This window comes from Pseudomonas botevensis (assembly GCF_019145475.1).
Lineage (GTDB): Bacteria > Pseudomonadota > Gammaproteobacteria > Pseudomonadales > Pseudomonadaceae > Aquipseudomonas > Aquipseudomonas botevensis.
This window is the reverse complement of the sequence record NZ_JAHTKI010000001.1, coordinates 160,509-183,318: the sequence shown is the minus strand read 5'-3', so window position 1 is coordinate 183,318 and position 22,810 is coordinate 160,509. Positions and strand designations below refer to the sequence as shown.

Below are 22,810 nucleotides of genomic sequence, written 5' to 3'. Positions count from 1 at the left end.
TTTGGCTCCAATCAAGGAAGCAGGCGCCTGAAAACAGGGTCACGGAAAGCAGGTTGGATTTAATGTTATAGTATAACAATATGAACAATCCACCTTTGCTCTTGCCCAAATACATACAGGGCATGAAGCTGGACCTCTTTCACCTGTCGGAACACACCATGAGAATTGCGCTGAAATGCTCGCTCCTGAGCCTCGCGCTGTTGACCTTCAATGCCTGGGGCCAGATTCCAGGGCTTGCCACCTGCACCCGCACCGCCAACCTGTTGGCGTGCATTGACGCCGAAGGCAATGCCTACAGCGTCAACACGGTGGGCAGTACGATGTATCTGCGTGGTTTCGAAAAGGTCGGTCGGCGATACTGGGCGCAGACCAACAGTCGCTACGGGCAACTGACGTTCTTTACCGGCATCGCTTCAGATGGCGAAGCGTGGGTGGGTTACAACCGCCGGGTGGGCTGGACGACGATCAACCGGTTTTCCAGCTCCGGCGGGAGCAGCGCGAAGTTCACTTGCAGCCGCATTACCGGCTGCTAAACCTGTCCATTTTTCTGCGCTTGCTGCCAGGCGATGTAGCTGTCGGCCGGTGGGTTTTTCTCGAAATAGCGCTGTAATCCCGCGAACAATCCGTCCGCCACAGCCTGCTGATGACGCGCCGTGACCAGTCGCTGGCTGTCCCGTGCGTTGGAAATGAAGCCGGTTTCCACCAGGATCGATGGCACGTCCGGCGACTTCAGCACGGCAAATCCAGCCTGTTCCACACGTTTTTGATGCAGTGTGGTAATGCCCGCCAAACTGCCCAGAACCGTGCCACCCAGTTCCAGACTGGCAGCGATGGTCGCGTTCATCGACATGTCGAGAATCACCCCGGCCAGCATCGGGTCCTTGTCCTTGAGATTGAGAAGGCTGGTAGCACCCAGTAAGTCCGCACCATTCTCCCGTTGCGCCATGAAGCGCGCGGTGGCCGATGTGGCCCCACCCTCGGACAAGCAATACACCGAAGCACCGGAGGCAGTCAGGCGTGGCGCTGCGTCGGCGTGTACAGAGATAAACATGTCGGCCTTATGCTGCCTGGCAATGTCCACGCGCTTGCGCAACGGGACGAAGAAATCGTCGTTGCGTACCAATTTTACGCCGAACCCCTTCTCGCGTTTCAGCCGTCGCGCGAGCAATTGGGCGATGGAAAGCACCACATCTTTTTCCCGCTCACCTTTGGCGCCCACCGCACCGGGGTCTTTGCCGCCGTGTCCAGGATCGACCACAACGATGATGTCGCGTTTGGCATGAGTCTTTTGCGTGGGTGTTTCACGTGGAACCATGGGCGCGATTTTGGCCGGTGCAGCACTGATCAAGTCCAGCACCAACCGGTGACCTTGCCCATCCTGGGGGGCGAGCAAGAAACTGTTCAACTGCACTGGCTCACTCAAATCGAGGACGATGCGCGTATCACCCTGCCCAAAATGCCCCGAGCGGATCGAGCGAATGACCGAATTTTCCAGCGCCAACTGGCTGAAATCTCCGCTCAAGGTCGCACCACTCAGATCGACGATCAAGCGCTCTGGTGAACCCAAGGAGAAGGTCTTGTAGCGCACTGGCCCGCTCAGATCGAACACCAACCGTAGCTTGTTCTCCGAACGCCAGAGCCGTGCATTACGAATTTGCGTAGCCGAAACAGTAAACGGCAGAGCCAACGTAGCGCTCGCCAGAATCAGGTTAAGCAGGTGGCGCCTATGCATATGAAAGCCTGTTCATGAAAAAGGCATCGTGGTTTGAATTGTTATAATGTAACATCAAATTCAATCACCACAATGGATCTCATCATGAATGCGCTGACGCTGCCGGATATCGCCGCGCAAGCCACCCGCCAATCCCTGCCACTCGAATGGGTGGGTATGCGTGGCATTGCTCTGCCCGTTTCAATCGAGGGTCAACGCCTGGTTGCCAAGGCCGATGCGGGCGTCAGTCTTGATGATGGAGAGGCCCGAGGCATTCATATGTCTCGGCTGTATCTGGCTCTGGAAATGCTGGAGCGGCAGAACCTTTCACCGACTCTTCTGTATCAGGTTTTGCAGGAATTCCTGCGGAGCCATGAAGGCTTGTCCACCAGCGCCTACCTGAATATCCATACCGATCTGTTGCTGAAACAGCCGGCACTCATCAGCCCGCTCAGCGGCTGGAAAACCTATCCGGTCACGATTGCGGCCAGCCTGAAAAACAAAGTGTTCCACGTGGAACTGAAAATCGATGTGGAATATTCCTCAACCTGCCCTTGCTCGGCGGCTCTGGCTCGGCAGTTGATTCAGCAGCAATTCATCGATGATTTCGCCAATAAGCCACTGCAGCATGCCGACGTTCTGAACTGGCTCGGCTCGACTCAAGGCATCGTCGCAACTCCCCACAGCCAACGCAGCACTGCACAACTGCACGTTCATCTGGATGAGTTCGTCGATGCGTTGCCTCTCAATGCGATCATCAACGACGCCGAAGCCGCCCTCGGCACGGCTGTGCAAACCGCTGTAAAACGCGCCGATGAACAAGCCTTCGCTCTGGCCAACGGACAGAACCTGATGTTTTGCGAAGACGCAGCCCGTCGACTGAACCTGGCGCTGCGTCGCACGCCAGGTATCTGCCAATTCCACCTGCGAGTCATCCACGCCGAAAGCCTCCACGCTCACGATGCCGTGGCGGAAAGCACCTGGACTCGGGAATTACCATGATCCGGTGCCAAGCCTTGAGTTGGGGAGCACCCGGCCAGCCCCTCACCCCGCCCTTGAATCTGCGTCTGGACAGCGGAAGCCTGACGGCCATCGTCGGCCCGAACGGCTGTGGCAAAAGCAGCCTGCTGAAAGTCATCGCCGGGTTGCAGAAGCCGCTGTCCGGCAAAGCCAGTCTTAGTGTGCCCCGTCAAAGTGGCCTGTCGTTCCTGCCGCAACAACAGCATCTGGATCGACAATTCCCGATCAATCTGCAAGAACTGGTCGCCGCAGGATTCTGGGGACGTCGACTGTCGACGCGGTTGCGTACTCAACGTTTGGCTGCCGCGCTGGAAGACTGGCACCTGAGCGGACTGGAGAAGCGTCCGCTGATGGCCCTCTCTGGCGGGGAACTGCAACGTGCCCTGCTCGCCCGATTGAGCCTCGCCGACGCGCCCGTCCTGCTGCTCGACGAGCCGGACGCAGCGCTCGATGAGCTCGGTCAGTCGCTGCTCTGGCAACACCTTCAGGCGTGGCACTCACAAGGCCGGACTCTGCTCGTCGTGTGTCATGACCTGCCCGCCGTCCGCCAGCACATCCCGCAAACCCTGTTGTTCAAAAGTGGCGACTGCATGTTTGGCGCCAGCACCGAACTGCTCCAACCCACACCTGACGCGCGGGTGGCCTGATGCTCACCCTCATGCATTTCTGGCAACCGTTTCACGAATTCGTGTTCATGCGACGGGCATTACTGGGAGGCCTGCTGCTGGCTTGCAGCACGGCACCACTCGGGGTGTTTCTGATCCTCAGGCGCATGAGCCTGATCGGCGATGCGGTCGCCCACGGCATTCTGCCCGGCGCCGCATTGGGTTTCTGGTTCGCCGGTCTGAGCCTGCCGGCGCTGACCTTCGGCGGCCTCGGCGCGGGTCTCGGTATGGCCGGACTCGCCGCGTGGATCACCCGCAGCACCGGCTTGCGTGAAGACGCCAGCCTGGCGGCGATCTATCCGATCTCCTTGGCGAGCGGCGTGCTGATTCTGGGTATCGCCGGCAAGCGCCTGGACCTGTTGCACCTGCTGTTCGGCTCGGCGCTGGCCGTCGACGGTCCAACCCTGAACGGCATGTTGTGGGTCTCAGCCATCAGCCTGAGTGCCATGGCACTGATCTACAAACCGCTGCTGCTCGACACCCTCGATCCCCTTTTCCTGCGTACCGTCAGCCGCCTCGGCCCGATCGCCCACGGCGTGTTCCTGACCCTGGTGGTGCTCAATCTGGTGATCGGCTTCCAGGCCATCGGCGCGCTGATGGTGGTCGGACTGATGATGCTGCCCGCCATCGCCTCACGCTTCTGGAGCCGGCGCTTGCCGGTCCTGATCGCCATCGCCGGGCTGATCGGCTGTCTGTCGGTATGGCTCGGTCTGTTGCTGTCGTTCTACTACTCGTTGCCCAGCGGCCCGGCGATCGTGCTGGTCGCCGGCATCGGCTATCTGCTGTCCGTGGTGTTCGGGCCGGTGCACGGCTTGCTGCGCCGCCCACCCTTGCTCACATCCCAATGAGGTGTTTCCCGATGCGCGCTCTACTCGTGCTGTTCAGCCTGTTGCTGTCGATGTCATTGTCGGCGGCGGAAAAACTGCCGGTGGTCACCAGCTTCAGCATTCTTGCCGACATGGTGCATCAGGTCGGCGGCGAGCATATCCAGATCACCAACATGGTCGGTCCCGACGCCGATGCCCACACCTACGAGCCAACACCGGATGACGCCAAGGCCCTGCTCAAGGCGAAGCTGATCGTCAAAAACGGCCTGGGCTTCGAGCCGTGGCTGGATCGGCTGGTGACCAGCACCGACACCAAAGCCACGGTGATCAGCGCCAGCCACGGAGTGATTCCTCGCGCGCTGGACGAGGACGGCGAAACCGTTCCTGATCCGCACGCGTGGCACAACCTGGCGAACACTGAGCTGTACATCGCCAACATCACCAAGGCACTGATCGCCGCCGACCCGGCCAACCAGGCCGACTATGAGCGCAACAGCAAAGCCTATCTGAAACAGATCTACGCCCTGCTCGCCGAAGCCAAGGCCAAGCTCGGTTCCCTGCCCGCCGGCAATCGCAAGATCGTCACCAGCCACGATGCCTTTGGCTATCTCGGCCAGGCCTATGGGATCGACTTCATGGCGCCACAAGGGCTGTCGACCGAACGCGAGCCGTCCGCCAGCGAAGTCGCCGCACTGATCACGCAGATCCGCCAGGCCAAGGTCAAAGCGGTGTTCATGGAAAACATCAAGGACGCGCGCCTGCTCAAGCAGATCGCCGGCGAAAGCGGCGCGAAGATCGGCGGCACACTGTACTCCGACGCCCTCGCCGCCAGCGGCCCGGCCAGCACCTTCACCGGACTGTTCGAATACAACCTCAACACCCTCTACAACGCGCTGAGCCAACCATGATCCGCAAGAATCCTTCCGGCGATCTGCCGCAAATTGCCGAGTCTGCCTACGTCGATAAAACCGCGATCATCTGCGGCAAAGTGGTGATCGGCGAGAACGTGTTCGTCGGTCCCTACGCGGTGATCCGTGCCGACGAAGTGGACGCTTCGGGCACGATGGAGCCCATCATCATCGGCGCCAATTCGAACATCCAGGACGGCGTGGTGATTCACTCCAAGTCCGGCGCGGCGGTGACCATCGGCGAGTTCAGCTCCATCGCCCACCGCTCGATCGTGCACGGCCCATGCACCGTCGGTAATCGGGTGTTCATCGGCTTCAACAGCGTGCTGTTCAACTGCGCGGTAGGCGATGGTTGCGTGGTGCGCCACAACTCGGTGGTCGACGGTCGGGATCTGCCGGACGCGTTCTACGTGCCCTCCACCACCCGGATCGGCCCGAACACCGATCTCTCGCAATTCCCACCGGTGAGCGTCAGCGCTTCGGAGTTTTCCGAGGACGTGGCGCGCACCAACGTCGATCTGGTGCGCGGCTACAAGGCCCTGCAGAACGAGTTCTGAATCATGAGCAGTGTGTTGATTCGCAATGCGCGCCTGGTAAATGAGGGACGCGAGTTCGATGGCGATCTGCTGGTCAGCCATGGGCGCATCGTCAAGATCGCCCGTAGCATCGAGGGCGAAAACGCCACCCTGGAAATCGACGCCAACGGCCAATGGCTGTTGCCGGGGATGATCGACGATCAGGTGCATTTCCGGGAGCCGGGGTCGCCGGACAAGGGCAGCTTCTACACCGAGTCCCGCGCGGCGGTGGCGGGCGGCATCACCAGTTTCATGGACATGCCCAACACCCGACCGGCCACCCTCACCCTCGAAGCACTGGCCGATAAAAAACGTCGGGCGGCGATCAACTCGGTGGCCAATTACGGCTTTCACTTCGGTGTCAGCCAGGACAATCTCGACACCGTCGCGGCGCTCAATCCCTGTGAAGTGGCCGGCGTGAAAGTGTTCATGGGCGCGTCCACCGGCAACCTGCTGGTGGACGATCCGCAGATCCTCGAACGGCTGTTCGCCGAGGTGCCGACGATTTTGCTGGCCCATTGCGAACACACGCCCAGCATCGACGCCAATGCCGCCGAACTGCTCGAACGGTTTGGCGAGCATCTGCCGGCGGACGCTCATGCGCTGATCCGCAATGCCGAAACCTGCTATCGCTCGTCCTCCCTGGCGGTGGATCTGGCCCGGCGTCACGGCACTCGCCTGCATGTCCTGCACCTGACCACCGCTCGCGAACTCGCACTGTTCGAGGACAAGCCACTGGCGCAAAAACGCATCACTGCCGAGGTGTGTCTGCACCATTTGTTATTCGATGATCGCGACTATCCGGCCCTCGGCAACCTGATCAAATGCAACCCGGCGATCAAGCAGCAGCATGACCGTGACGCGTTACGTGAGGCATTGCTGAGCAACCGACTGGACGTCATTGGCAGCGATCACGCCCCCCACACCTGGACGGAAAAACAGCGCCCGTATGCTCAGGCGCCGTCCGGCCTGCCGTTAGTGCAACACGCCCTGCCGGCGCTGTTGGAACTGGTGGCCGACGGTGTGCTGCCAATGACCACGCTGGTGGCGAAGACCAGCCATCGCGTGGCGGATCTGTTTGCGATTCCGGATCGTGGGTATCTGCGGGAAGGGTACTGGGCGGATCTGGTGTTGGTGGAGGCGCAGCCGCTGGATGTGTCACGCCAGCCGATCCTGTCGCAATGCGGATGGACGCCGTTTGCCGGCCGCCGCTTTCGTCATCGGGTGAGTACGACGCTGGTGTCGGGGCAAGTGGCCTGGCATGACAACCGGGTTCATGACGGATGTCAGGGATTGCCATTGCGGTTTATGCGCTGACGCCTTCGCGGGCGAGCCCGGCGCCCACGGGATCTGGATAAACCAGAGATTTCCCGTGGGCGTCGGGCTGGCTCGCGAAGCGTTTAAGCGCGCGGTTTGACCGCTCCGCAGTCCTGACCCAACCACACCGCGCGAGTCTCCAGACTGCCCTTCTGATTGATCCCGATGGCGTTGAACGTACCGTTGGCAACGGTGGTGAACTCGCGGTCACTGAGGAACGTCGCAACCCCCGTTCCCTGCGCCCGTGGGCAACTGAAGCGGAATTTCCACTGGTTGCCGCTACGCTCGGTGATCTGCTGTTTGCACCCCGATTGCGGGTCGGCCAGCGGGATGTCATTGGTTGCCACTTGCTGCGGCGTCAGACAGGCACGGATGCCCTTGCCGCCGATGTTGATCCCCTGCTTCTCCAGCTCCGCGCGCTGCTGCGGAGTGATCTGGCCCTGAAGCTGGCCGAGAATCGATTGCACGTCCATCGCCTGGTCATCGACCTTCACGTTGCTAGAAGTCATTTCCCACAATCCCGGCTGCAGCATTTGCGCCTGAGCAACCCACGGCAAGGCCAACCCCAGGCCCAGCGCCAAACCCAGCAGACGAACGTTCATTGAAAAACTCCTGATCAGTTGTGGCCGTTAGACGCCGACCGCTTGTTTCGGTTCATGGCCGGCGTTCGTGGCTGAAAAACAAATAGCGACAATCGCATAAGAACATGGTCTGTTAAGCATTGAATCTTCAGGAGCAAGGTTGCCCCATGGATTATTTCGGACCGCACATTTTCGGTTATCTGATCGCCCTGATACACACGCTAGGCTCGATCGCCGCGATCCATGCGGTGCTGACCGTGCGCACCGCCCAAGGCTCGATCGCCTGGGCGCTGTCGCTGATCTTCATTCCCTACCTGACGCTCATTCCGTATCTGGTGTTCGGGCGCAGTACCTTCGATGGCTACATCAAGGCCCGGCGCCAGGCCAACGAGCACATGCGCCAGGCAATCTCCGAACTCAACTGGCGGCCCTGGGTGGAAGAAGCCCTGACCGCCCGCGCCTCAAACGCCTACGACTCATTACGCGCGATGCCCAAGCTGGGACGCATGCCGTGCCTGGCAAACAACGAAGTGCAGTTGCTGGTGAACGGCACCGCAACGTTCGAGGCGATTTTCAACGCCATCAGTCAGGCGCGGGAAGCGGTGCTGATCCAGTTTTTCATCATCCATGACGACCGCCTCGGCCAGCGCCTGCGCGATCTTCTGCTGAAGAAGGCCGCCGAGGGCGTGGCCATCCATCTGCTCTACGACCGCATCGGCAGCCATGCCCTGCCCCACAGCTACGTGCAGAGCCTGCGCGATGCCGGGGTCGAGGTCAAAGCCTTTGCCACCCGCAGCGGCTGGCTCAATCGTTTCCAGGTGAATTTCCGCAACCATCGCAAGATCGTCGTGGTCGACGGGCTGGTCGGGTTTGTCGGCGGCCATAACGTCGGCGACGAATACATGGGCGAAAAACCACCGCTGGCGCCATGGCGCGACACCCATGTGCAAGTGCGCGGCCCGGTGGTGGCGTGCATGCAGGAGTCATTCGCCGAAGACTGGTTCTGGGCCGCCCGCTCGCTGCCGCCACTGATCCTGCCAGACGCCTACCCCGAGGACGGCGTGCTTTGCCAGTTGCTCGCCAGCGGCCCGGCGGATGCCTACGAAACCTGCTCGTTGTTCTTTGTCGAAGCGATCCACGCCGCCAATGAACGGGTGTGGATCACCAGCCCCTATTTCATTCCCGACGAAGCCGTGTTTGCCGCTTTGCGCCTGGCGGTGCTGCGCGGTGTCGATGTGCGCCTGCTGCTGCCCTCGCGCCCGGATCACCGCATCGTCTATGCGGCCTCCAGCCTGTATGCGTTCGAAGCGGTACGCGCCGGGGTGCGGGTGTTCCGCTACGAACCGGGGTTCCTGCATCAGAAAGTGGTGTTGATCGACAACGAGATCAGCGCGATCGGCAGCGCCAACCTGGACAACCGTTCGTTCCGGCTGAATTTTGAAGTGATGTTACTGACCGTCGACAGCGAGTTCGCCCGCCACGTGGAACAGATGCTCAGCGAAGACTTCGTCCAAGCCTACGAAATCGCCAAAGAAGAAAGCCGGGAGATCCACCGCCTGCAACAGGTCGGCATGCGGATCGCCCGGCTCATTTCACCGATTCTCTAAGGGTTGTAGATGTCGTCGCGAGTCCACGGCAGTTCATGGCTGCCATCCGGATGGGCTTTCACCGCGAGGATCTGGTGCAGATTGATCCAGCCGTGGGCAAACGCGTAGGCGCAACCGGCCAGGTACAGGCGCCAGATGCGCAGTGCCTGTTCCGGAACCATTTTCCCGGCGGCTTCGAGGTTATCTTCAAGCCGTTCGCTCCAATGATCGAGCGTGCGCGCGTAATGCAGGCGCAAGCTCTCGACGTCGACGATTTCCAGACCCGCTTCACTGATGGCCGCCGAAATCATCGACAGGTGCGGCAACTCACCGTTGGGGAACACGTACTTCTCGATGAAATCCCCGGCGCCGCGTCCCACCGGGCGGCCATCGGTGTGCTTGGCGGTGATGCCGTGATTCATGACCAGCCCGCCGTCCTTCACCGCACCGAACAGAATCCGGGTGTATTCGGGGAGGTTGGCGTGGCCGACGTGCTCGAACATGCCGACGCTCACCACTTTGTCGAACCGACCGTCTTGCGGCAGATCGCGATAGTCGAGCAGTTGCAGTTCGACCTGATTTTCCAGGCCTTCGGTTTTCACCCGTTCCCGGGCCAGCGCCAGTTGCTCCTTGCTCAGAGTGATGCCAAACACTTTGGCGCCAAACTCGCGCGCAGCGAAGCGGGCCAATCCACCCCAACCGCAGCCGACATCCAGCAGGTATTCACCAGGCTGCAGGCGCAGCTTGCGACACAGATGGCGGAACTTGGCTTCCTGAGCCTGCTCGAGAGACTCACTGCCGGTCTCGAAATACGCACAGGAATACACCATGTTGCTGTCCAGCCATAGCTGGTAGAACTCGTTGGACAGGTCGTAGTGATAGGAAATCGCCTTGGCATCAGTCGCCTTGTCGTGCAGCGTTCGCACCGGCTGGCTGTCTTCATCTTCCTCGAGCAGCGCGGTGCTCAATTCATCGCAGACCCGGATGACTTCGCTGATCGAACCTTCCAGTTCGACTTTGCCCTCGACGAATGCGCCCCCCAGCGCATCAAGACTTGGATGGGTGAGCTGAGCCACCATCTGTGGATCCTTGACCACGATGGTAACGCTGGGCTCCGGCCCGAGATCGAATTCATGGCCGTCCCAGAGTCGCAGGCGAAGCGGCAGCTGCAGATTCTGTAAGGCCGGTGGAAGTTGCGCGAGCATGGAATATCCCCCTGGTTTCAGACGTCTGATCTGAGGGTAGACCATCCTTGAAAAATAGCAGGCTATCGATTTGATAGTCGCCGCCTATGAGCCGGGTGGCTCTGAACCGCATCGTCATCCTCGTCACGGTGCGCCTTCTCAGAGGACTGCGAAGTGGGCGCACAGTTCGAAAAATGATCAATCCGGCTCTTTCAGCTTGAGCAGCGGCTCCTGAAAGCGCAGCAACCGCCCGGCGTTGCCCAGCACCAGCAGCGTGCTGAGGTTATGCAGCAGGGCCGCAATCATTGCTCCGGCGGCACCGAGCCAGCCGAACGCGGCGAATACCACGATCGCCAGCGTCCAGCCCAGGCCGATGATCACGTTCACCTGCAAGGTGCGCCGACATTGACGACTGAGGCGTACGCAGGTGCCGAGCCGACGCAGGTCGCTGCCGATCAGCACGATGTCGGCGGACGCCAGGGCAATGTCCGCGCCGCCCGCCCCCATCGCGACCCCGACCACCCCGGCCTTGAGCGCCAGGGAATCGTTGATGCCGTCGCCCACCACCATCGGCCGGAAACCGTTGTCGATCTCCTTGAGCACGCGATTGAGCTTGTCTTCAGGCAGCGCCTGGGCTTCGACTTCGTGCAGACCGACATCCCGCGCCAGCGTCTGCGCGACGCTCTGGCGGTCGCCGGTCAACAGCAACTGGCGCCCCAGGCCCAATTCGCGCAACTCCCCCAACGCAAAACGCGCTTCGGGTTTGACGCTGTCGGCCAACAACAACCAGGCGAGAAATTTACCGTTCAGCGCCAGCCCGGCAATCGGGCCATCGTGGTCGGGAACGGCCGAGGTGCTGATCCCGAGTTGGGCAAACAACTCCGGACGCCCGAGCGCCGCTTCGCCGTCAGCGGTCATTGCCACTACGCCGAGGCCCTGGCGTTCATGAATGTCGGTCAAGGCCAGGACATCTTCCGAGCCGACCAGCCCCGCCAAGGCGCGACTGACCGGGTGGCTGCTCGCCGCCCCCAGGCTGGCGGCCAATGCCATCACCGAGGTGTGATCCACCTGCGGGCTGTCGATCGACTGCAAACGCAATGTGCCGTAAGTCAGGGTGCCGGTCTTGTCCACCACCAGCGAGGTGAGGTCCGCCAACTCTTCAAGGAACGCCGAACTGCGGATCAGGATCCCGTGGCGCGCCGCCACCGCGACCCCGGCAATCGCCGTGGCCGGCGCCGACAACACCAATGCGCAAGGACACGCCGCCACCAGAACGGCGAGCATCGCCTGCGCGTCGTTGGTGATGAACCAGGTCACCGCCGCCAGCAGCAACACCAGCACCATGTAGCTGCCGGCATAGCGCTCGAGCAAACGGGTGATCGGCGGTTTCGAGCGCTCAGCGTTTTGCATCAGCGCGATGACTTTGCCGAGGGTCGACTGGTCGCCGGTTCGCGTTACCTCGATGCGCAGCAGGCCGTCGAGGTTGATCGCCCCACCGAACACCGGCATGCCGACACCCGCCTCCACCGGCACCGACTCACCGGTGATCGACGCAGTATCCAGACTGGCCTGGCCGGCCAACACCCGACCGTCTGCCGGTATCCGGTCGCCCGCGCGAACCTCCACCGTATCGCCCGCCTTGAGCGTGCCGTTATCGACCTCGATGATCGTGCCGTCCGCCTGAACCTTGCGCGCATGGCTGCGGGTCAGTTGGCCAAGCGCATGAATCGCTTCCTGGGAACCGATCACGCTGCGCTCTTCCAGCACATGGCCGAAGATCATGATGATCGGCAACAGCGCCGCCGTGAGCAGATCGCCGGTGGCCCAGGCACCGAGCATCGCCAGGGCGATCAACTGGTCGGTGATCCCGTGCAGGCTCGGGTAACGCAGGCTGAACCACGCCGAACGCATCACCGGAACCGCGACCAGCAAGGACGCGAAACCGAGCAGTAACTGGCTGACACCGGTCTGCTCCGGCAGCAACCAGCGCCAGATCAGACCCAGACCGAGCAGACCGAGGGCAAGCATCGCCAGGGTCAATTGGCGCGCGGCGCGGCGTTGTTCGGCCGAGGACAACAGGCTCGGAGCGGCGGTAGTCGCAGTCATTTACTGGCTCCCTGAATGATCAGGCGGGAATCGTCTTTCGGGTCGACCGTGGTCACGGAACCGGCCTGGCCGAGAATCTTCGGCATCCGCTCGCGATACAGGCGCAACAACATTTGCGGGTCAGTGCCTTGTTTCTGGGCCTTGGCCAGGCCCAGAACGGTTGCGGTATCGGCAGACGCTTTCGCCAGTCGCTCACCGGCCTGGGCATGGGCGACTTGCACGGTACGGTCAGCCTGTTCGTTGGCGGACTGAGTGAGTTTTTCCGCGTCGGTGCGGGCGTTGGCGACCGTCTTGTCGGCTTGCTGACTGGCGGTCAGCACTGCGTTGAACGCGCTGATGGCCGGCTCCGGCAAACTCGATTGCACATCGACCCGCGCCACTTCGATGCCGATGCCCTGCCCGCTCGCCTTCAATTCGGCCAGTCGCTGATTGATACCCTGAACCAGATCACCACGCAGCCGCTCCCGGCGCTCGGCAGCCTGGTTGTCCGAGCCGATCAATTCCGGGCGTGCTACCAGGATCGTGTCCAGATCCCGCGCGGCGGTCAGGGCCACCGCGCTGCGGGTCACCAGTCGATCCAGTGCCGGCAAAACGTGATCGCCTTGCAGCACGAAGTCATACGGATCGATGACCTTGTAGAACACCCGCACATCCAGTTGCACAACCCCGGCGTCACCGGTGAGCAGATAGCCGGAGCCGGCCAGTGCATCGCTCAACGGCGTGGCGAATGTCGCGACGCGATCGGCCTGCACGGCAGCACCGCTGCGCAGCAGGTTTTCCACCCGCCGCTCGATCACCCGATCCGCCGCCGGCAGTAACACCACCTGTTCGAACGGCTGCGGCCACGCCAGCAACAGGCCGGCATTTTGAATGCGCTCCAACGCTCCAAAGTGCAAAACCACCGCGCGATTCTGCGGATCAATCTGCCTAACGTTGGAAAACGCCCAGGCCAACGCTGCCAGTACTGTCACACCGTAGAGTGCGAAAAACGCCAGGCGTCCAGCCTGAATCCACGCACTGTTCAACGTTTGTGTTCCACGTGGAACTTCTTCGCTCATGGCTGTGTTCCACTTTTACCGTCAAGATTCGGCGGACCGTCCACCAGCACGCGGAACGGTGCGGCGTCGGTGCGCAGAATCAGTTTGGTGTCCGGCGAAACGATGGTGCCGAGGGTGTCCAGCGAGCGCAGCAGGTTATACAGCTGCGGCGAACCCGCGTAAGCGCGACCATAAATCTGCGCCGCTTCGACTCGCGATTGCGCCTCGATTTCCGCCGCTTTCACCGTGGCATCGGCCTGCACGATTCGCGCATCGCGTTCGGCGGCGGAACGGATCTGCGCCGCCTCACGCTTGCCGATGGCGGTACGTTCAGTGGCAATGGTTTCACGCTCGGCGCGCATACGATCGACCGTCGCCGTCAGCGTCACCGAAGGCAGGGTCAAGCGTTCGATACCGACCTGCACCACACGCACGCCATAAGTGGCGAGCAACTGCTGATCGATCTGCTGGCGCAACTGCGCTTCGAAATCGGCGATGTGAACCTGACTGGCATCGGTGTTCACCAGGTTCGCCAGATCAAAACTGGCGGCCGTGGTTTCCAGCGCCGAACCGACAAAGGTGCGAATCTGCCGCGCCGCTTCATCCGGCTGGTTCTGTACCGCGCGCATGAAGCGCTGCACGTTGTCCGGATCGCCCTGCACCTGCCACGCCACGTATGCCTGCACGATGATGCGCAAACCGTCGCGGGTGCCGACGTCCTGCAAGCCGCTGGAGGTCGTGCGCAGACGCAGATCCACCGGAATCGCCGCTTCGAACGGCGCCGGCCAGCGCCAGCTCAAACCCGGCTCCAGCAAGACCCGGGACGGATTGCCGAAACGGGTGATGACCGTGGCCTCACCGGAGCGCACCTGCACCAGGCTCGCCGCCGCGACGGCAAAGGCCACCAGCAACACGGCCCAGCCCATCCGCCGCCAGGGGAATGGCCCCGCCTCTTCCGGCGCACCGTGGTGGTGATGGTGATGATGCCCGTGATGGTGGTGTCCACCGCCATGAGCATGATCGTGGCCGCTGTGGTCATGGTGATCGTGAGTGTGCGACTGGCTCAATGGGTGGCTCCTGGTTGAGCGGTGGCGCGCGCCGGCACGGGGTCCGCCGGCAGCGTGAACGTACGCAGGTCGATGGTCGGCGCATTGCTGCTGCCGCCCAGGCGATGGTCGAGCACCAGCAATCTGGCCTTGCTCAAACCCTGGCTGAGTTGACTGAGGTATTGCTCCAACACGAACGCCTGGCCGGCGCTGGCATAGGCTTTTTGTTCGGCGCTGAACCTCAGATCCGCCGCGCGCGCCGTGGCGTTGATTTCATGGGCACTGGCGCTGGCCTGATCCTGAACAAGGCTCGCCTGAAGTTGTGCCTGATTATTCGCTTCGGCGGCGGCACCGCGCTCGCGGGAAATCAATGCCTGCGCGCCGATCTGCGCCGCTTGAACGCTGTGATAGGCATTCGCCGCGCCGGCCGGCGGATGAATCGCTTCGACCACGGTGGCAAGGATTTCCACGCCGCTGTCGAGCTTTTGCAGATCGCCTTGCACCGCGCGACCGATTTCTTCGGCCAGCCCTTCCCTGTCTTCGCCGAGCAAACCGTCGAGGGTCCGCGAGGCGAAGTCGTGTACGAGAATGCGGCTGGCGGTGCTGCGAATCAGCGTCGGCACATCGGCGCTGTTGTAAGTGGCGGCGAGCGCCGCTTGATCGCTGAGGCCGATGCGGTAGACAAAGCGCACGTCCATGTTGACGATCTGCAAGCCCTGCTGATCGCCACGGCGGCTGGCGATGACCTGGGATTTATCGTTGACGTGACTGGCGTCCCACAAGCGGTTGGCGGTCAGCGGCGCCGGGCCTTCCGCCGGGTCCGGCTGCGGCGGCGCGGGATTTTCTCCAATGCTGGTCGCCAGCTCGTGCACCACACCGTTTTCGACGCTCAGCACCCGCCCCAGCGGCCAGGGCAGACCGGCATGCAGACCCGGACCGAACACCTGCACCGGTTTGCCGAAACGCTCGTAGATGCCACGGCTTTGTAGGGGTATTTCATGGATGCCGGTGAGCAACCAGCCCACCGCCGCAACCAGCGCCAGCACCGGCCAGAACGCGCGGCGCATGTAACTGAAGGCCCAGATCTGGCGCAGATCGATGCCGAAACGGTTGTGTAATTCGTGCTGCAACGCAAGCAGCGGCTGGGGCGGCCAGCGCAGCAGGTCGGCGACAAAACTGCGGGCCAGCAACGTCGGTTCGAGCTGTTCGCGGCGCGGGCTGAACAGCGACAGCAAGGCACGCAGCAGCAACTCGACAGCGACCAGCCCCGGCAAAAGACCGATCAGCACCGCCAGGCGCACAGGCCAGACCGCATTTTCACTGGCAAACAACAGACACAATGCGCCCAGCACCAGCGTGATGATCGTCACCCGCGTCAGTTGTGCCAATGCGCCGGCTTCGGGCCATTGCGCCGGGTTTTCCTGGGCCAGTTGCCGCTCCAGCACCAGCAAACCGAACGCCAGCAGCAGCGCCACGGCCGCACCGACGGTGGCGGACAAACCGGTAGCCGCCGACGGCAAGGTGAGGTTCCACGTCTGCTCGATGCCGAGCAACACCAACAGCGCCCAACCACCCAGCCACAATGTAGCGGCGCCGATCTGCGCAAGCAGATGCAGGCTGCGCTGGCTCAAGCGATCGAGCAGGCGTTCGTACCAACCGTCCGGGGCAGGCTGATCGTCCGGCGCGGCAGCGACCGTCAACGGCGGATGGATCACCCGCTCCCGCCAGCGCGTCACCCACCCCGCCGATTGCAGCCCGGCCGCGAGTACCAGCAACGCCGCGCTCTGGTTGACCAGCAACGCCGGCCACAAGGATTGGGCCGCAAACAGGCCAACGAAGAACGCCAGCACCCAACCGACTGCCGCCAGCCCGCCAAGGCCAATCGCCAACCGGCGCAAGCGCCGCCCCTGCGCCGCCGCTTGCTGAAAGCGCGGCAATCCGGTCACTTGCGTGCCATCAACCTCCAGATCGACTTGCATATCCCCCCGAACTCACACTTGGCTCACTGCACATATCGTTACGATATAACGAAAGCTGTGAAATATTTGTACTCATTTTCCCAACCTGAACGCCATGCAACCTGTCGCTTGCCTGAAGCCTTGACCGAAATCGCTGGAAACGCTCATATTACGCTCATAATTTTTACTCCGAACTACTGTTATCGATCCGCATCCTTCAGTCAGGAGCAAGAGCATGAGCAACTATGACGTGGTGATTCTGGGCGGTGGCCCGGGCGGTTATAACGCGGCGATCCGCGCCGGTCAGCTGGGCCTCAAGGCCGCTTGCGTGGAAGGTCGCGCAACCCTCGGCGGCACCTGCCTGAACGTTGGCTGCATGCCGTCCAAGGCCTTGCTGCATGCCTCGGAGCTGTACGAAGCGGCCACGGGTACAGAGTTCGCCAACCTCGGTATCGAGGTCCAGCCGACCCTCAACCTCGCGCAAATGATGAAACAGAAAGACGAAAGCGTGGCGGGACTGACCAAGGGCATCGAATTTCTGTTTCGCAAGAACAAGGTCGACTGGATCAAGGGCTGGGGCCACATCGACGGCCCGGGCAAGGTCAGTGTGACCGGCGATCAGGGCAGCCGGATCGAGCTGACGGCCAAGGACATTGTCATCGCCACCGGCTCCGAGCCCACCCCCCTGCCCGGCGTGGACATCGACAACCAACGCATCCTCGACTCCACCGGCGCCCTGTCGCTGAACGAGGTGCCCCGGCATCTGGTGGTGATCGGCGCCGGGGTCATCGGCCTCGAACTCGGTTCGGTCTGGCGGCGCCTGGGAGCACAGGTCACGGTGGTCGAATACCTCGACCGCATCTGCCCAGGCGTCGATGGCGAGGCCGGCAAAACCCTGCAACGCTCTCTGAGCAAACAAGGCATCGCCTTCAAATTGAGTTCGAAAGTCACCAGCGCCACCTCGACCGCCAGCGGCGTGCAACTGAGCGTCGAACCTGCCGCCGGTGGCGCCGCCGAGCGGCTGGAAGCCGATTACGTGCTGGTGGCGATCGGTCGCCGGCCTTACACAAAGGGCCTGGGGCTGGAGAATGTCGGCCTGAGCACCGACAAACGCGGCATGCTCGCCAACAAACAGCATCGCACCGAAGCGCCCGGCGTGTGGGTCATCGGCGATGTCACGTCCGGGCCGATGCTCGCGCACAAGGCGGAAGACGAAGCCATGGCCTGCATCGAGCAGATCGTCGGCAAGGCCGGGGAAGTCAATTACGAGCTGATCCCCAACGTGATCTACACCCGACCGGAACTGGCCAGCGTCGGCAAGACCGAAGAGCAGCTCAAGGCCGAAGGCCGGGCCTACAAGGTCGGCAAATTCCCGTTCACCGCCAACAGCCGGGCGAAGATCAACCACGAGACCGAAGGTTTTGCCAAAGTCATCGCCGACGAACGCACCGATGAAGTCCTCGGCGTGCATCTGGTCGGGCCGAGCGTCAGTGAAATGATCGGCGAGTTCTGCGTGGCCATGGAGTTCAGCGCCTCGGCCGAGGACATCGCCCTCACCTGCCACCCGCACCCGACGCGCTCCGAGGCATTGCGCCAGGCAGCAATGAACGTGGAGGGGATGGCGACGCAGATGTAAGGCTTTGCGCGTCAGTGACCGGCCGATCCCCTTCGCGGGCTTGCCCGCGAAGGGGAACAACCCGGTCTACTGCGGAAGATGCCCCAACGGCAACGCCCCCGGCGTCTTCACCGTATGGATCGCGAAGTTGCTGCGGATATCGCTCACCCCCGGCAACTTCAGCAGGCAACCGGTGAGAAAACGGTCATAGGCACGCAGGTCCGGCACCACCACTTGCAGCAGGAAATCCGACTCGCCGGACACCAGAAACGCCGAAAGCACCTCGGGCAACGCCGTCACCGCCCGGTGAAACGCCTCGGCCTGCTCGTCGTTATGGCGTTCGACCTTCACCCCGACAAACACCGTCAGCCCCAATCCCACCTCGTCGCGATCGAGGTTCGCCTGATAACCGCGAATCACCCCCGCCTCTTCGAGCATCCGCACCCGGCGCAGACAAGGCGAAGCGGACAGACCGATCTCGTCCGCCAGTTGCACATTGCTCAGGCGCCCGTCCCGTTGCAGCGCGGCGAGAATCTTGCGATCGAAGGCGTCGAGTTTCATGATTGGCAGATCCTGATGGTTTCACGGCAAAAAGAAAGCAGGTTATGCCAATCCTGAATGACTTTGAAGCGAACTACGCAAGCACCTGCCCTGCCCCCCGGCCATAGACTGATGTCACCGAATCGACAACGAAAGGGGTGGCAACGTGGCAAGTCTCTGGCTGTTTTTCCTGGCATTGGCGGTGGTCTATCTGTTGCCCGGACCCGACATGATCCTGTTGTTACAGACCGGCGCCCGCCAAGGGCGCGGCGCAGCGCTCGCCACGGCAGTGGGTTTGGCAGTCGCACGGGGTTGTCATGTGGCTTTGGCGGCGTTGGGGCTGGCGGCTCTGTTCAAGGCGGCACCGTGGACATTCGACGTGGTGCGCCTGGCCGGGGCGGCTTATCTGTTGTGGATCGGCATTCAATGTCTGCGCAGCACCTTGTTGCCGGACCTGCGCGCCAGCAGCGTGCCCGACGCCCGTGCACAGTGGCGCGAGGCGATCCGCCGGGGCCTGCTGACCAACCTGCTCAACCCCAAGGCGTTGTTGTTCTGCTCGGTGCTGCTGCCGCAGTTCATCGTCGCCGACGGCGCGCCGGTGCTGAGCCAGTTCGCCGTGCTGGGCGTGATCCTGGTGGGCGTCGGTCTGCTGTTCGACAGTGCCTATGCCCTGACGGGCGCCGCGCTGGGCCGCTGGCTGCAACACAGTCCAACGGCCCAGCGAGTCCAGCAATGGTTGTTCGGCAGCCTGTTGATCGGTTTTGCGGTGCGCCTGACGTTTATCCAGCAGGCTTAGCTTTTGCGGGCCTTGCGCTGGCGGCGGATCATCAGCAACGCAGCGGCGACGAACACCACAAGCGCCCCGATCTGCACCGGCCATTTGTACGGCCGCAATGCCGAACGCACGGAATCGGTCACCTGCGTGACGTAGCGCTTGTCGGCATTCTCGAAGTCTGGATACGGGCACTGGTGACCGAAGTCCACGGCCCACGGCACGTACGGGCCTTCATTCACATAGCGCTGATACAGCGCACTCTGCTCCTCCAGGCTGCTGTTCCAGCCCGCCGCCGAGCACAACACGGCGGCAAACGCCTGGCTGGTGTGCGGCAGATTGTCGGCGGCACGACCGGCCAGCGCCGTGGCGACGAACCGGTAGTGATAGCGCTGATCCGGCTGCGCCTCACTGGCTTTCTGGCGCTGCACCTCAGCCTCGGCCACCAGCGGCCCGACCTTCAGCTCAGTGTTTTCCAGGCTGTAGTTGCCGCCGAACGTGGCGTAATCCGGGGCCATCTCGTAACCGAGGATGTCCATGCCCCACTCCCGCGCCGTCCACGCCGCGTTGTACAACGCACTGGCGCGCCGGGTCGGCCACCAGGCGGCGTCGGCCTTCATTCGTTGTTCGCCGTAGAGTCGGGCCTTGTGCTTCAAATCGTCGCTGTCGAAATAGCCGACCGCCTGTTCATAGTGCCCTTCACGCAACAATCGACGCCCAAGCAGATTGCGCAGGCTCGCGGCCACCGGCAGCGGCACGTAGTTGTCGCGATCCTGCTGGCTCAGCGCAGCCGGCGCCGGCACGTTGGTATCGACGTATTGCTTGAGCTCCTCGACCGTCAGCACCCGCTCGGCCACCGTCGCCGCGTCGTACCAATAAATGCGTTGGCTGCGATACAACTGATCGAAAGCCTGCACGTACTCGCCACGTTGCAGCGCCAGAATCGCGCTCTCACCCTCGACCCGGCACTTGGGCTGCAACGTCTCATAATTCCAGTCCGGCGTACGCCGCTCACCCCAGGACTCGCCCTGCGGGAAGGCCTGTGCCGCTTTGGCATAGGCCGCAGCGGCAGCGTTCTTATCACCATCGCGCACCGCCAGTTTGGCCCGCAGCCACCAGGCCAGGCCGCTGTCGCCAGCGTGTTCGAGGAACGCCTTGGCGCTGGCGTAGTCGCCCTGTTGGTAATTCATCGCGGCCAGACGATCGGCGTTGTCGAGGCTGCCGCGGGTGCTGTCCTGCAACAGCTTGATCAGTTTTTTCTCGTTCGGCGGCTCGTCGCCAAAAGACCAGCCAAGTCGACTGATAAGGGATGCCGTGACCAATTGCTGCACCGCTGTGCCGCGCAGCAACTTCACCAACTGATCTTCAGGCTGCTCGGCGAGGTCGTTCATCAGCAACTTCAGCGAGGTGTAGCCGACATTCGAACCGTGCAGATTTTGCGTCGCGTAGAGTTCGATGGCGCTGTTCCAGTCGCCCGCCTTGCGCAGCACTCGCGCCTCTTCACCAAGGCTGGCAACGCCCAGCTCCAGTGGATCACTGAAACCGTCGATGCTCAGTTGCCGCGCCTGGCGAAACGCATCGCGGGCGTCTTCCAGTCGGGTGAGTGCATCGCCCGCCTCTTCGGTCATGGCAAACAATGCACGGCCCAGCGAGTACGCGGCCCAGGTGCTGCGCAGCGGACGCTGGTCCGCCGGCAGCGCCAGCACCTGGCGGAAATAGTCGGCGGCCAGTTGATGATCGCCAGCACCGAACGCCACGGCGCCCGCCACATACAGGCGCAGCTCCGGCGCCAGGCTCGCGCCTTGCAACTCGACCTGACGGGCATCGGTCAGGCTGCGCAATTGCTTGACCTGCGCCTGCTGTTCCGCGCTCAGCCCCACCTGCTCGGCCTTGTCCCGCGCTGCGTTGGGCTCACTCGAATCGGCGGAATAATCATCCGGGTTGTAGGTGACCGCCGTGACATTCTTCAGCCCGGCAATGGTTTTGCCGAGGCGATTGATCTCGAAGTTGAAGTTGCCCTCAGGCATCTCCGCCAACGATTGCCCGCGATCGTCGAGCAGGCGCATCGGGAAGTCCGGGCCGCAGGCCAACGCCGAACCCAGCGGCAGGCTGAGGCTCAGGCAGAGCAGGTGGCGGGGCCAGTTACGGGTCAACATGCGAACCTCCTTGATCAATATTTGCGCAACGCGCCCAACCGATGGCGCGCTGCCCGCCCGCCGGCAATCGACCGTCGCGCAGGCGGGTGAAGGTAAGCAGATCCGGACTTTGTTGCAACGAATAACCGGCGAGCGCGTCGGCACCGTCACAGCTTCGCGCCTTGAGCGTCACGCGCGCCGGCCAGGGTTGATCGAGGTTGCCGGGATTTTCCAGGCGAATGTCGTGCAAACCCTCGTGCTCGCTGAACGCCACGGTCAACGGGCCGCTCAGCGCATCGCCGCGCGCCACCGCGCGTAATGTGGTCAGGCTCCAGGCCCGGCGGTCGTTGGCCAGCGGCAAGCGGAACCAGATCAGCCCGGCCAGGTGCGCTGGGCGATCGTCGCGCAGCTCTTGGGCGAGGCGGCTCAGTTGCTGCGGATCGGCCAACAGTTCCCGTCGCTGCCCGCCGCGCTCCAGCGTGACTTCACTTTCCACCAGCGGCGCCCCGCCCGCGTCGGGCAACAGCGCCACACCGTAGGCCGGCAGCGCCAGGTAGAACGGTTTTTCGCTGATCCGGCCCCAGGCCTTGGCCCAGCGTTGCGCCTGCTGCGGATCGAACAAACCACGACGCGGATCGCTGACCGCATGCACCTGCAACACGCTGCTGTCGACCGTCGCCAGCAACGCCGGCAGTTGCGGGCTGTCGAGCCATGCCGGGAGCGCGGTGATGCTCAGCGGCAACGTCGCCGGCAAGGCCGAGCGCAAATGCGTGAGGAATGCGGCGTAATCCGGCAGACGCGCGTTGCCGGCATCGTGGTCGATCTCGACCCCGGCCAGCGTCAGGCCCCGTCCTTGCCAGTCGGCGATCAACTGAAGGATCTGCCCGCTGACCTGATCCTGATCCTGATCCAGCGTCTTGAGCTGACCGTCGAGGCGTATCACCGCAATCAGCGGCCGGCCGTCGCTCTTGAGCAATGGCGGATCGATCCGCGCCCGACTCCAGCCTGCCTGCGGAAACGCTTGCAGCGCCAGCACCCGCAGGGTCGAGAAATCGGCGCGGCTGTCCCTGAGCGCCGGCTCATGGGCCGGCGTCCACTGGCGTTGCCAGACGTAGAGTTGTTGATCCAGACGAGGGGCCTCCTGCTGCTCGCAGGCGGACAGCCACAGCAAAGAAGCCAGCAACACCGGCAGACCCACGATAAACCGCATACCTTTCGCGCATCCCT

At 62.6% G+C, this 22,810-nt stretch carries 20 protein-coding genes; 10 read left to right on the top strand and 10 right to left on the bottom strand.

Translation table 11 applies throughout. The features are described from left to right. The first annotated feature begins 158 nt into the window (after positions 1-158). On the top strand, positions 159-533 hold the full coding sequence (locus KVQ74_RS00875) for a glutamine synthetase (RefSeq protein WP_217829132.1): 375 nt from the start codon (positions 159-161) through the stop codon (positions 531-533). On the opposite strand, the gene KVQ74_RS00870 is transcribed toward KVQ74_RS00875, so the two are convergent. Then, entirely contained in the window at positions 530-1,732 is a 1,203-nt protein-coding gene (locus tag KVQ74_RS00870) for an N-acetylmuramoyl-L-alanine amidase (RefSeq protein ID WP_217829131.1), read from the bottom strand. The two genes, KVQ74_RS00875 and KVQ74_RS00870, sit on opposite strands and share 4 nt — an antisense overlap. A gap of 84 nt (positions 1,733-1,816) precedes the next feature. Here KVQ74_RS00870 and folE2 point away from each other — a divergent pair, with 84 nt between their 5' ends. Genes folE2 through KVQ74_RS00840 form a run of 6 tightly spaced genes read left to right on the top strand, consistent with a single transcriptional unit; the run spans position 1,817 to position 7,023 of the window. After that, on the top strand, positions 1,817-2,713 hold the full coding sequence (folE2, locus tag KVQ74_RS00865) for a GTP cyclohydrolase FolE2 (RefSeq protein WP_217829130.1): 897 nt from the start codon (positions 1,817-1,819) through the stop codon (positions 2,711-2,713). Next, a complete protein-coding gene (locus tag KVQ74_RS00860; protein ID WP_217829129.1) occupies positions 2,710-3,378 on the top strand; it encodes a metal ABC transporter ATP-binding protein in 669 nt (222 codons plus the stop codon). Before folE2 ends, KVQ74_RS00860 begins: the two co-directional genes overlap by 4 nt. Beyond that, on the top strand, positions 3,378-4,244 hold the full coding sequence (locus tag KVQ74_RS00855) for a metal ABC transporter permease (protein WP_217829128.1): 867 nt from the start codon (positions 3,378-3,380) through the stop codon (positions 4,242-4,244). Before KVQ74_RS00860 ends, KVQ74_RS00855 begins: the two co-directional genes overlap by 1 nt. A gap of 11 nt (positions 4,245-4,255) precedes the next feature. Then, positions 4,256-5,131, top strand: a complete 876-nt coding sequence (locus tag KVQ74_RS00850) for a metal ABC transporter substrate-binding protein (RefSeq protein WP_217829127.1) — start codon at positions 4,256-4,258, stop codon at positions 5,129-5,131. Beyond that, on the top strand, positions 5,128-5,688 hold the full coding sequence (locus tag KVQ74_RS00845) for a gamma carbonic anhydrase family protein (protein WP_217829126.1): 561 nt from the start codon (positions 5,128-5,130) through the stop codon (positions 5,686-5,688). Before KVQ74_RS00850 ends, KVQ74_RS00845 begins: the two co-directional genes overlap by 4 nt. Before the next feature lie 3 nt (positions 5,689-5,691). Then, the gene (locus tag KVQ74_RS00840; protein WP_217829125.1) at positions 5,692-7,023 is read left to right on the top strand and encodes a dihydroorotase; all 1,332 of its coding nucleotides are present in this window, start codon (positions 5,692-5,694) and stop codon (positions 7,021-7,023) included. A gap of 83 nt (positions 7,024-7,106) precedes the next feature. Here KVQ74_RS00840 and KVQ74_RS00835 read toward each other — a convergent pair whose 3' ends face one another. Then, entirely contained in the window at positions 7,107-7,625 is a 519-nt protein-coding gene (locus tag KVQ74_RS00835; RefSeq protein WP_217829124.1) for a DUF3617 domain-containing protein, read from the bottom strand. Between the two features lie 146 nt (positions 7,626-7,771). On the opposite strand from KVQ74_RS00835, the gene cls reads away from it, so the two are divergent. Then, complete coding sequence (cls, locus tag KVQ74_RS00830) at positions 7,772-9,211, top strand: cardiolipin synthase (RefSeq protein WP_217829123.1); 1,440 nt, start codon at positions 7,772-7,774, stop codon at positions 9,209-9,211. Here cls and cfaB read toward each other — a convergent pair. The 5 genes from cfaB to hflK (KVQ74_RS00805) all read right to left on the bottom strand — a co-directional run bounded on the left by cfaB (position 9,208) and on the right by hflK (KVQ74_RS00805) (position 16,542). Continuing rightward, positions 9,208-10,395: a C17 cyclopropane fatty acid synthase CfaB gene (cfaB, locus tag KVQ74_RS00825; protein WP_217829121.1), complete on the bottom strand. Its 1,188-nt coding sequence runs from the start codon at positions 10,393-10,395 to the stop codon at positions 9,208-9,210. The two genes, cls and cfaB, sit on opposite strands and share 4 nt — an antisense overlap. A 177-nt stretch (positions 10,396-10,572) precedes the next feature. Continuing rightward, a complete protein-coding gene (locus KVQ74_RS00820) occupies positions 10,573-12,480 on the bottom strand; it encodes a heavy metal translocating P-type ATPase (RefSeq protein WP_217829120.1) in 1,908 nt (635 codons plus the stop codon). Continuing rightward, positions 12,477-13,538: a protease modulator HflK gene (gene hflK / locus KVQ74_RS00815; RefSeq protein ID WP_217829119.1), complete on the bottom strand. Its 1,062-nt coding sequence runs from the start codon at positions 13,536-13,538 to the stop codon at positions 12,477-12,479. Before hflK (KVQ74_RS00815) ends, KVQ74_RS00820 begins: the two co-directional genes overlap by 4 nt. After that, positions 13,535-14,584, bottom strand: coding sequence for a protease modulator HflC (hflC, locus tag KVQ74_RS00810; RefSeq protein ID WP_217829118.1), 1,050 nt, complete (start codon positions 14,582-14,584; stop codon positions 13,535-13,537). The genes hflK (KVQ74_RS00815) and hflC overlap by 4 nt, the downstream gene beginning before the upstream one ends. Further along, entirely contained in the window at positions 14,581-16,542 is a 1,962-nt protein-coding gene (gene hflK, locus KVQ74_RS00805) for a protease modulator HflK (RefSeq protein ID WP_217829117.1), read from the bottom strand. The genes hflC and hflK (KVQ74_RS00805) overlap by 4 nt, the downstream gene beginning before the upstream one ends. 214 nt (positions 16,543-16,756) lie before the next feature. Between hflK (KVQ74_RS00805) and lpdA the strand changes: the two genes are divergently transcribed. After that, positions 16,757-18,157, top strand: coding sequence for a dihydrolipoyl dehydrogenase (gene lpdA, locus KVQ74_RS00800; protein WP_217829115.1), 1,401 nt, complete (start codon positions 16,757-16,759; stop codon positions 18,155-18,157). A 66-nt stretch (positions 18,158-18,223) separates the two neighbouring features. Here lpdA and KVQ74_RS00795 read toward each other — a convergent pair whose 3' ends face one another. After that, positions 18,224-18,697, bottom strand: coding sequence for an Lrp/AsnC family transcriptional regulator (locus tag KVQ74_RS00795; protein ID WP_217829114.1), 474 nt, complete (start codon positions 18,695-18,697; stop codon positions 18,224-18,226). A gap of 145 nt (positions 18,698-18,842) precedes the next feature. Here KVQ74_RS00795 and KVQ74_RS00790 point away from each other — a divergent pair, with 145 nt between their 5' ends. Then, the gene (locus KVQ74_RS00790) at positions 18,843-19,472 is read left to right on the top strand and encodes a LysE family translocator (protein ID WP_217829110.1); all 630 of its coding nucleotides are present in this window, start codon (positions 18,843-18,845) and stop codon (positions 19,470-19,472) included. On the opposite strand, the gene KVQ74_RS00785 is transcribed toward KVQ74_RS00790, so the two are convergent. Together KVQ74_RS00785 and KVQ74_RS00780 are read right to left on the bottom strand one after the other, a co-directional pair. Then, on the bottom strand, positions 19,469-21,604 hold the full coding sequence (locus KVQ74_RS00785) for a hypothetical protein (RefSeq protein WP_217829108.1): 2,136 nt from the start codon (positions 21,602-21,604) through the stop codon (positions 19,469-19,471). The two genes, KVQ74_RS00790 and KVQ74_RS00785, sit on opposite strands and share 4 nt — an antisense overlap. After that, a complete protein-coding gene (locus KVQ74_RS00780; protein ID WP_217829107.1) occupies positions 21,591-22,793 on the bottom strand; it encodes a DUF3142 domain-containing protein in 1,203 nt (400 codons plus the stop codon). Before KVQ74_RS00780 ends, KVQ74_RS00785 begins: the two co-directional genes overlap by 14 nt. Between the last annotated feature and the right edge of the window lie 17 nt (positions 22,794-22,810).

Coding starts and splice junctions, on each gene's coding strand:
- cls (WP_217829123.1), top strand. CDS start 7,772: ATGGATTATTTCGGACCGCACATTTTCGGTTATCTGATCGCCCTGATA.
- lpdA (WP_217829115.1), top strand. CDS start 16,757: ATGAGCAACTATGACGTGGTGATTCTGGGCGGTGGCCCGGGCGGTTAT.
- KVQ74_RS00870 (WP_217829131.1), bottom strand. CDS start 1,732: ATGCATAGGCGCCACCTGCTTAACCTGATTCTGGCGAGCGCTACGTTG.
- KVQ74_RS00850 (WP_217829127.1), top strand. CDS start 4,256: ATGCGCGCTCTACTCGTGCTGTTCAGCCTGTTGCTGTCGATGTCATTG.
- KVQ74_RS00860 (WP_217829129.1), top strand. CDS start 2,710: ATGATCCGGTGCCAAGCCTTGAGTTGGGGAGCACCCGGCCAGCCCCTC.
- KVQ74_RS00785 (WP_217829108.1), bottom strand. CDS start 21,604: ATGTTGACCCGTAACTGGCCCCGCCACCTGCTCTGCCTGAGCCTCAGC.
- KVQ74_RS00795 (WP_217829114.1), bottom strand. CDS start 18,697: ATGAAACTCGACGCCTTCGATCGCAAGATTCTCGCCGCGCTGCAACGG.
- hflK (WP_217829117.1), bottom strand. CDS start 16,542: ATGCAAGTCGATCTGGAGGTTGATGGCACGCAAGTGACCGGATTGCCG.
- KVQ74_RS00835 (WP_217829124.1), bottom strand. CDS start 7,625: ATGAACGTTCGTCTGCTGGGTTTGGCGCTGGGCCTGGGGTTGGCCTTG.
- KVQ74_RS00840 (WP_217829125.1), top strand. CDS start 5,692: ATGAGCAGTGTGTTGATTCGCAATGCGCGCCTGGTAAATGAGGGACGC.
- hflK (WP_217829119.1), bottom strand. CDS start 13,538: ATGAGCGAAGAAGTTCCACGTGGAACACAAACGTTGAACAGTGCGTGG.
- KVQ74_RS00820 (WP_217829120.1), bottom strand. CDS start 12,480: ATGACTGCGACTACCGCCGCTCCGAGCCTGTTGTCCTCGGCCGAACAA.
- KVQ74_RS00855 (WP_217829128.1), top strand. CDS start 3,378: ATGCTCACCCTCATGCATTTCTGGCAACCGTTTCACGAATTCGTGTTC.
- KVQ74_RS00780 (WP_217829107.1), bottom strand. CDS start 22,793: ATGCGGTTTATCGTGGGTCTGCCGGTGTTGCTGGCTTCTTTGCTGTGG.
- KVQ74_RS00875 (WP_217829132.1), top strand. CDS start 159: ATGAGAATTGCGCTGAAATGCTCGCTCCTGAGCCTCGCGCTGTTGACC.
- KVQ74_RS00845 (WP_217829126.1), top strand. CDS start 5,128: ATGATCCGCAAGAATCCTTCCGGCGATCTGCCGCAAATTGCCGAGTCT.
- cfaB (WP_217829121.1), bottom strand. CDS start 10,395: ATGCTCGCGCAACTTCCACCGGCCTTACAGAATCTGCAGCTGCCGCTT.
- folE2 (WP_217829130.1), top strand. CDS start 1,817: ATGAATGCGCTGACGCTGCCGGATATCGCCGCGCAAGCCACCCGCCAA.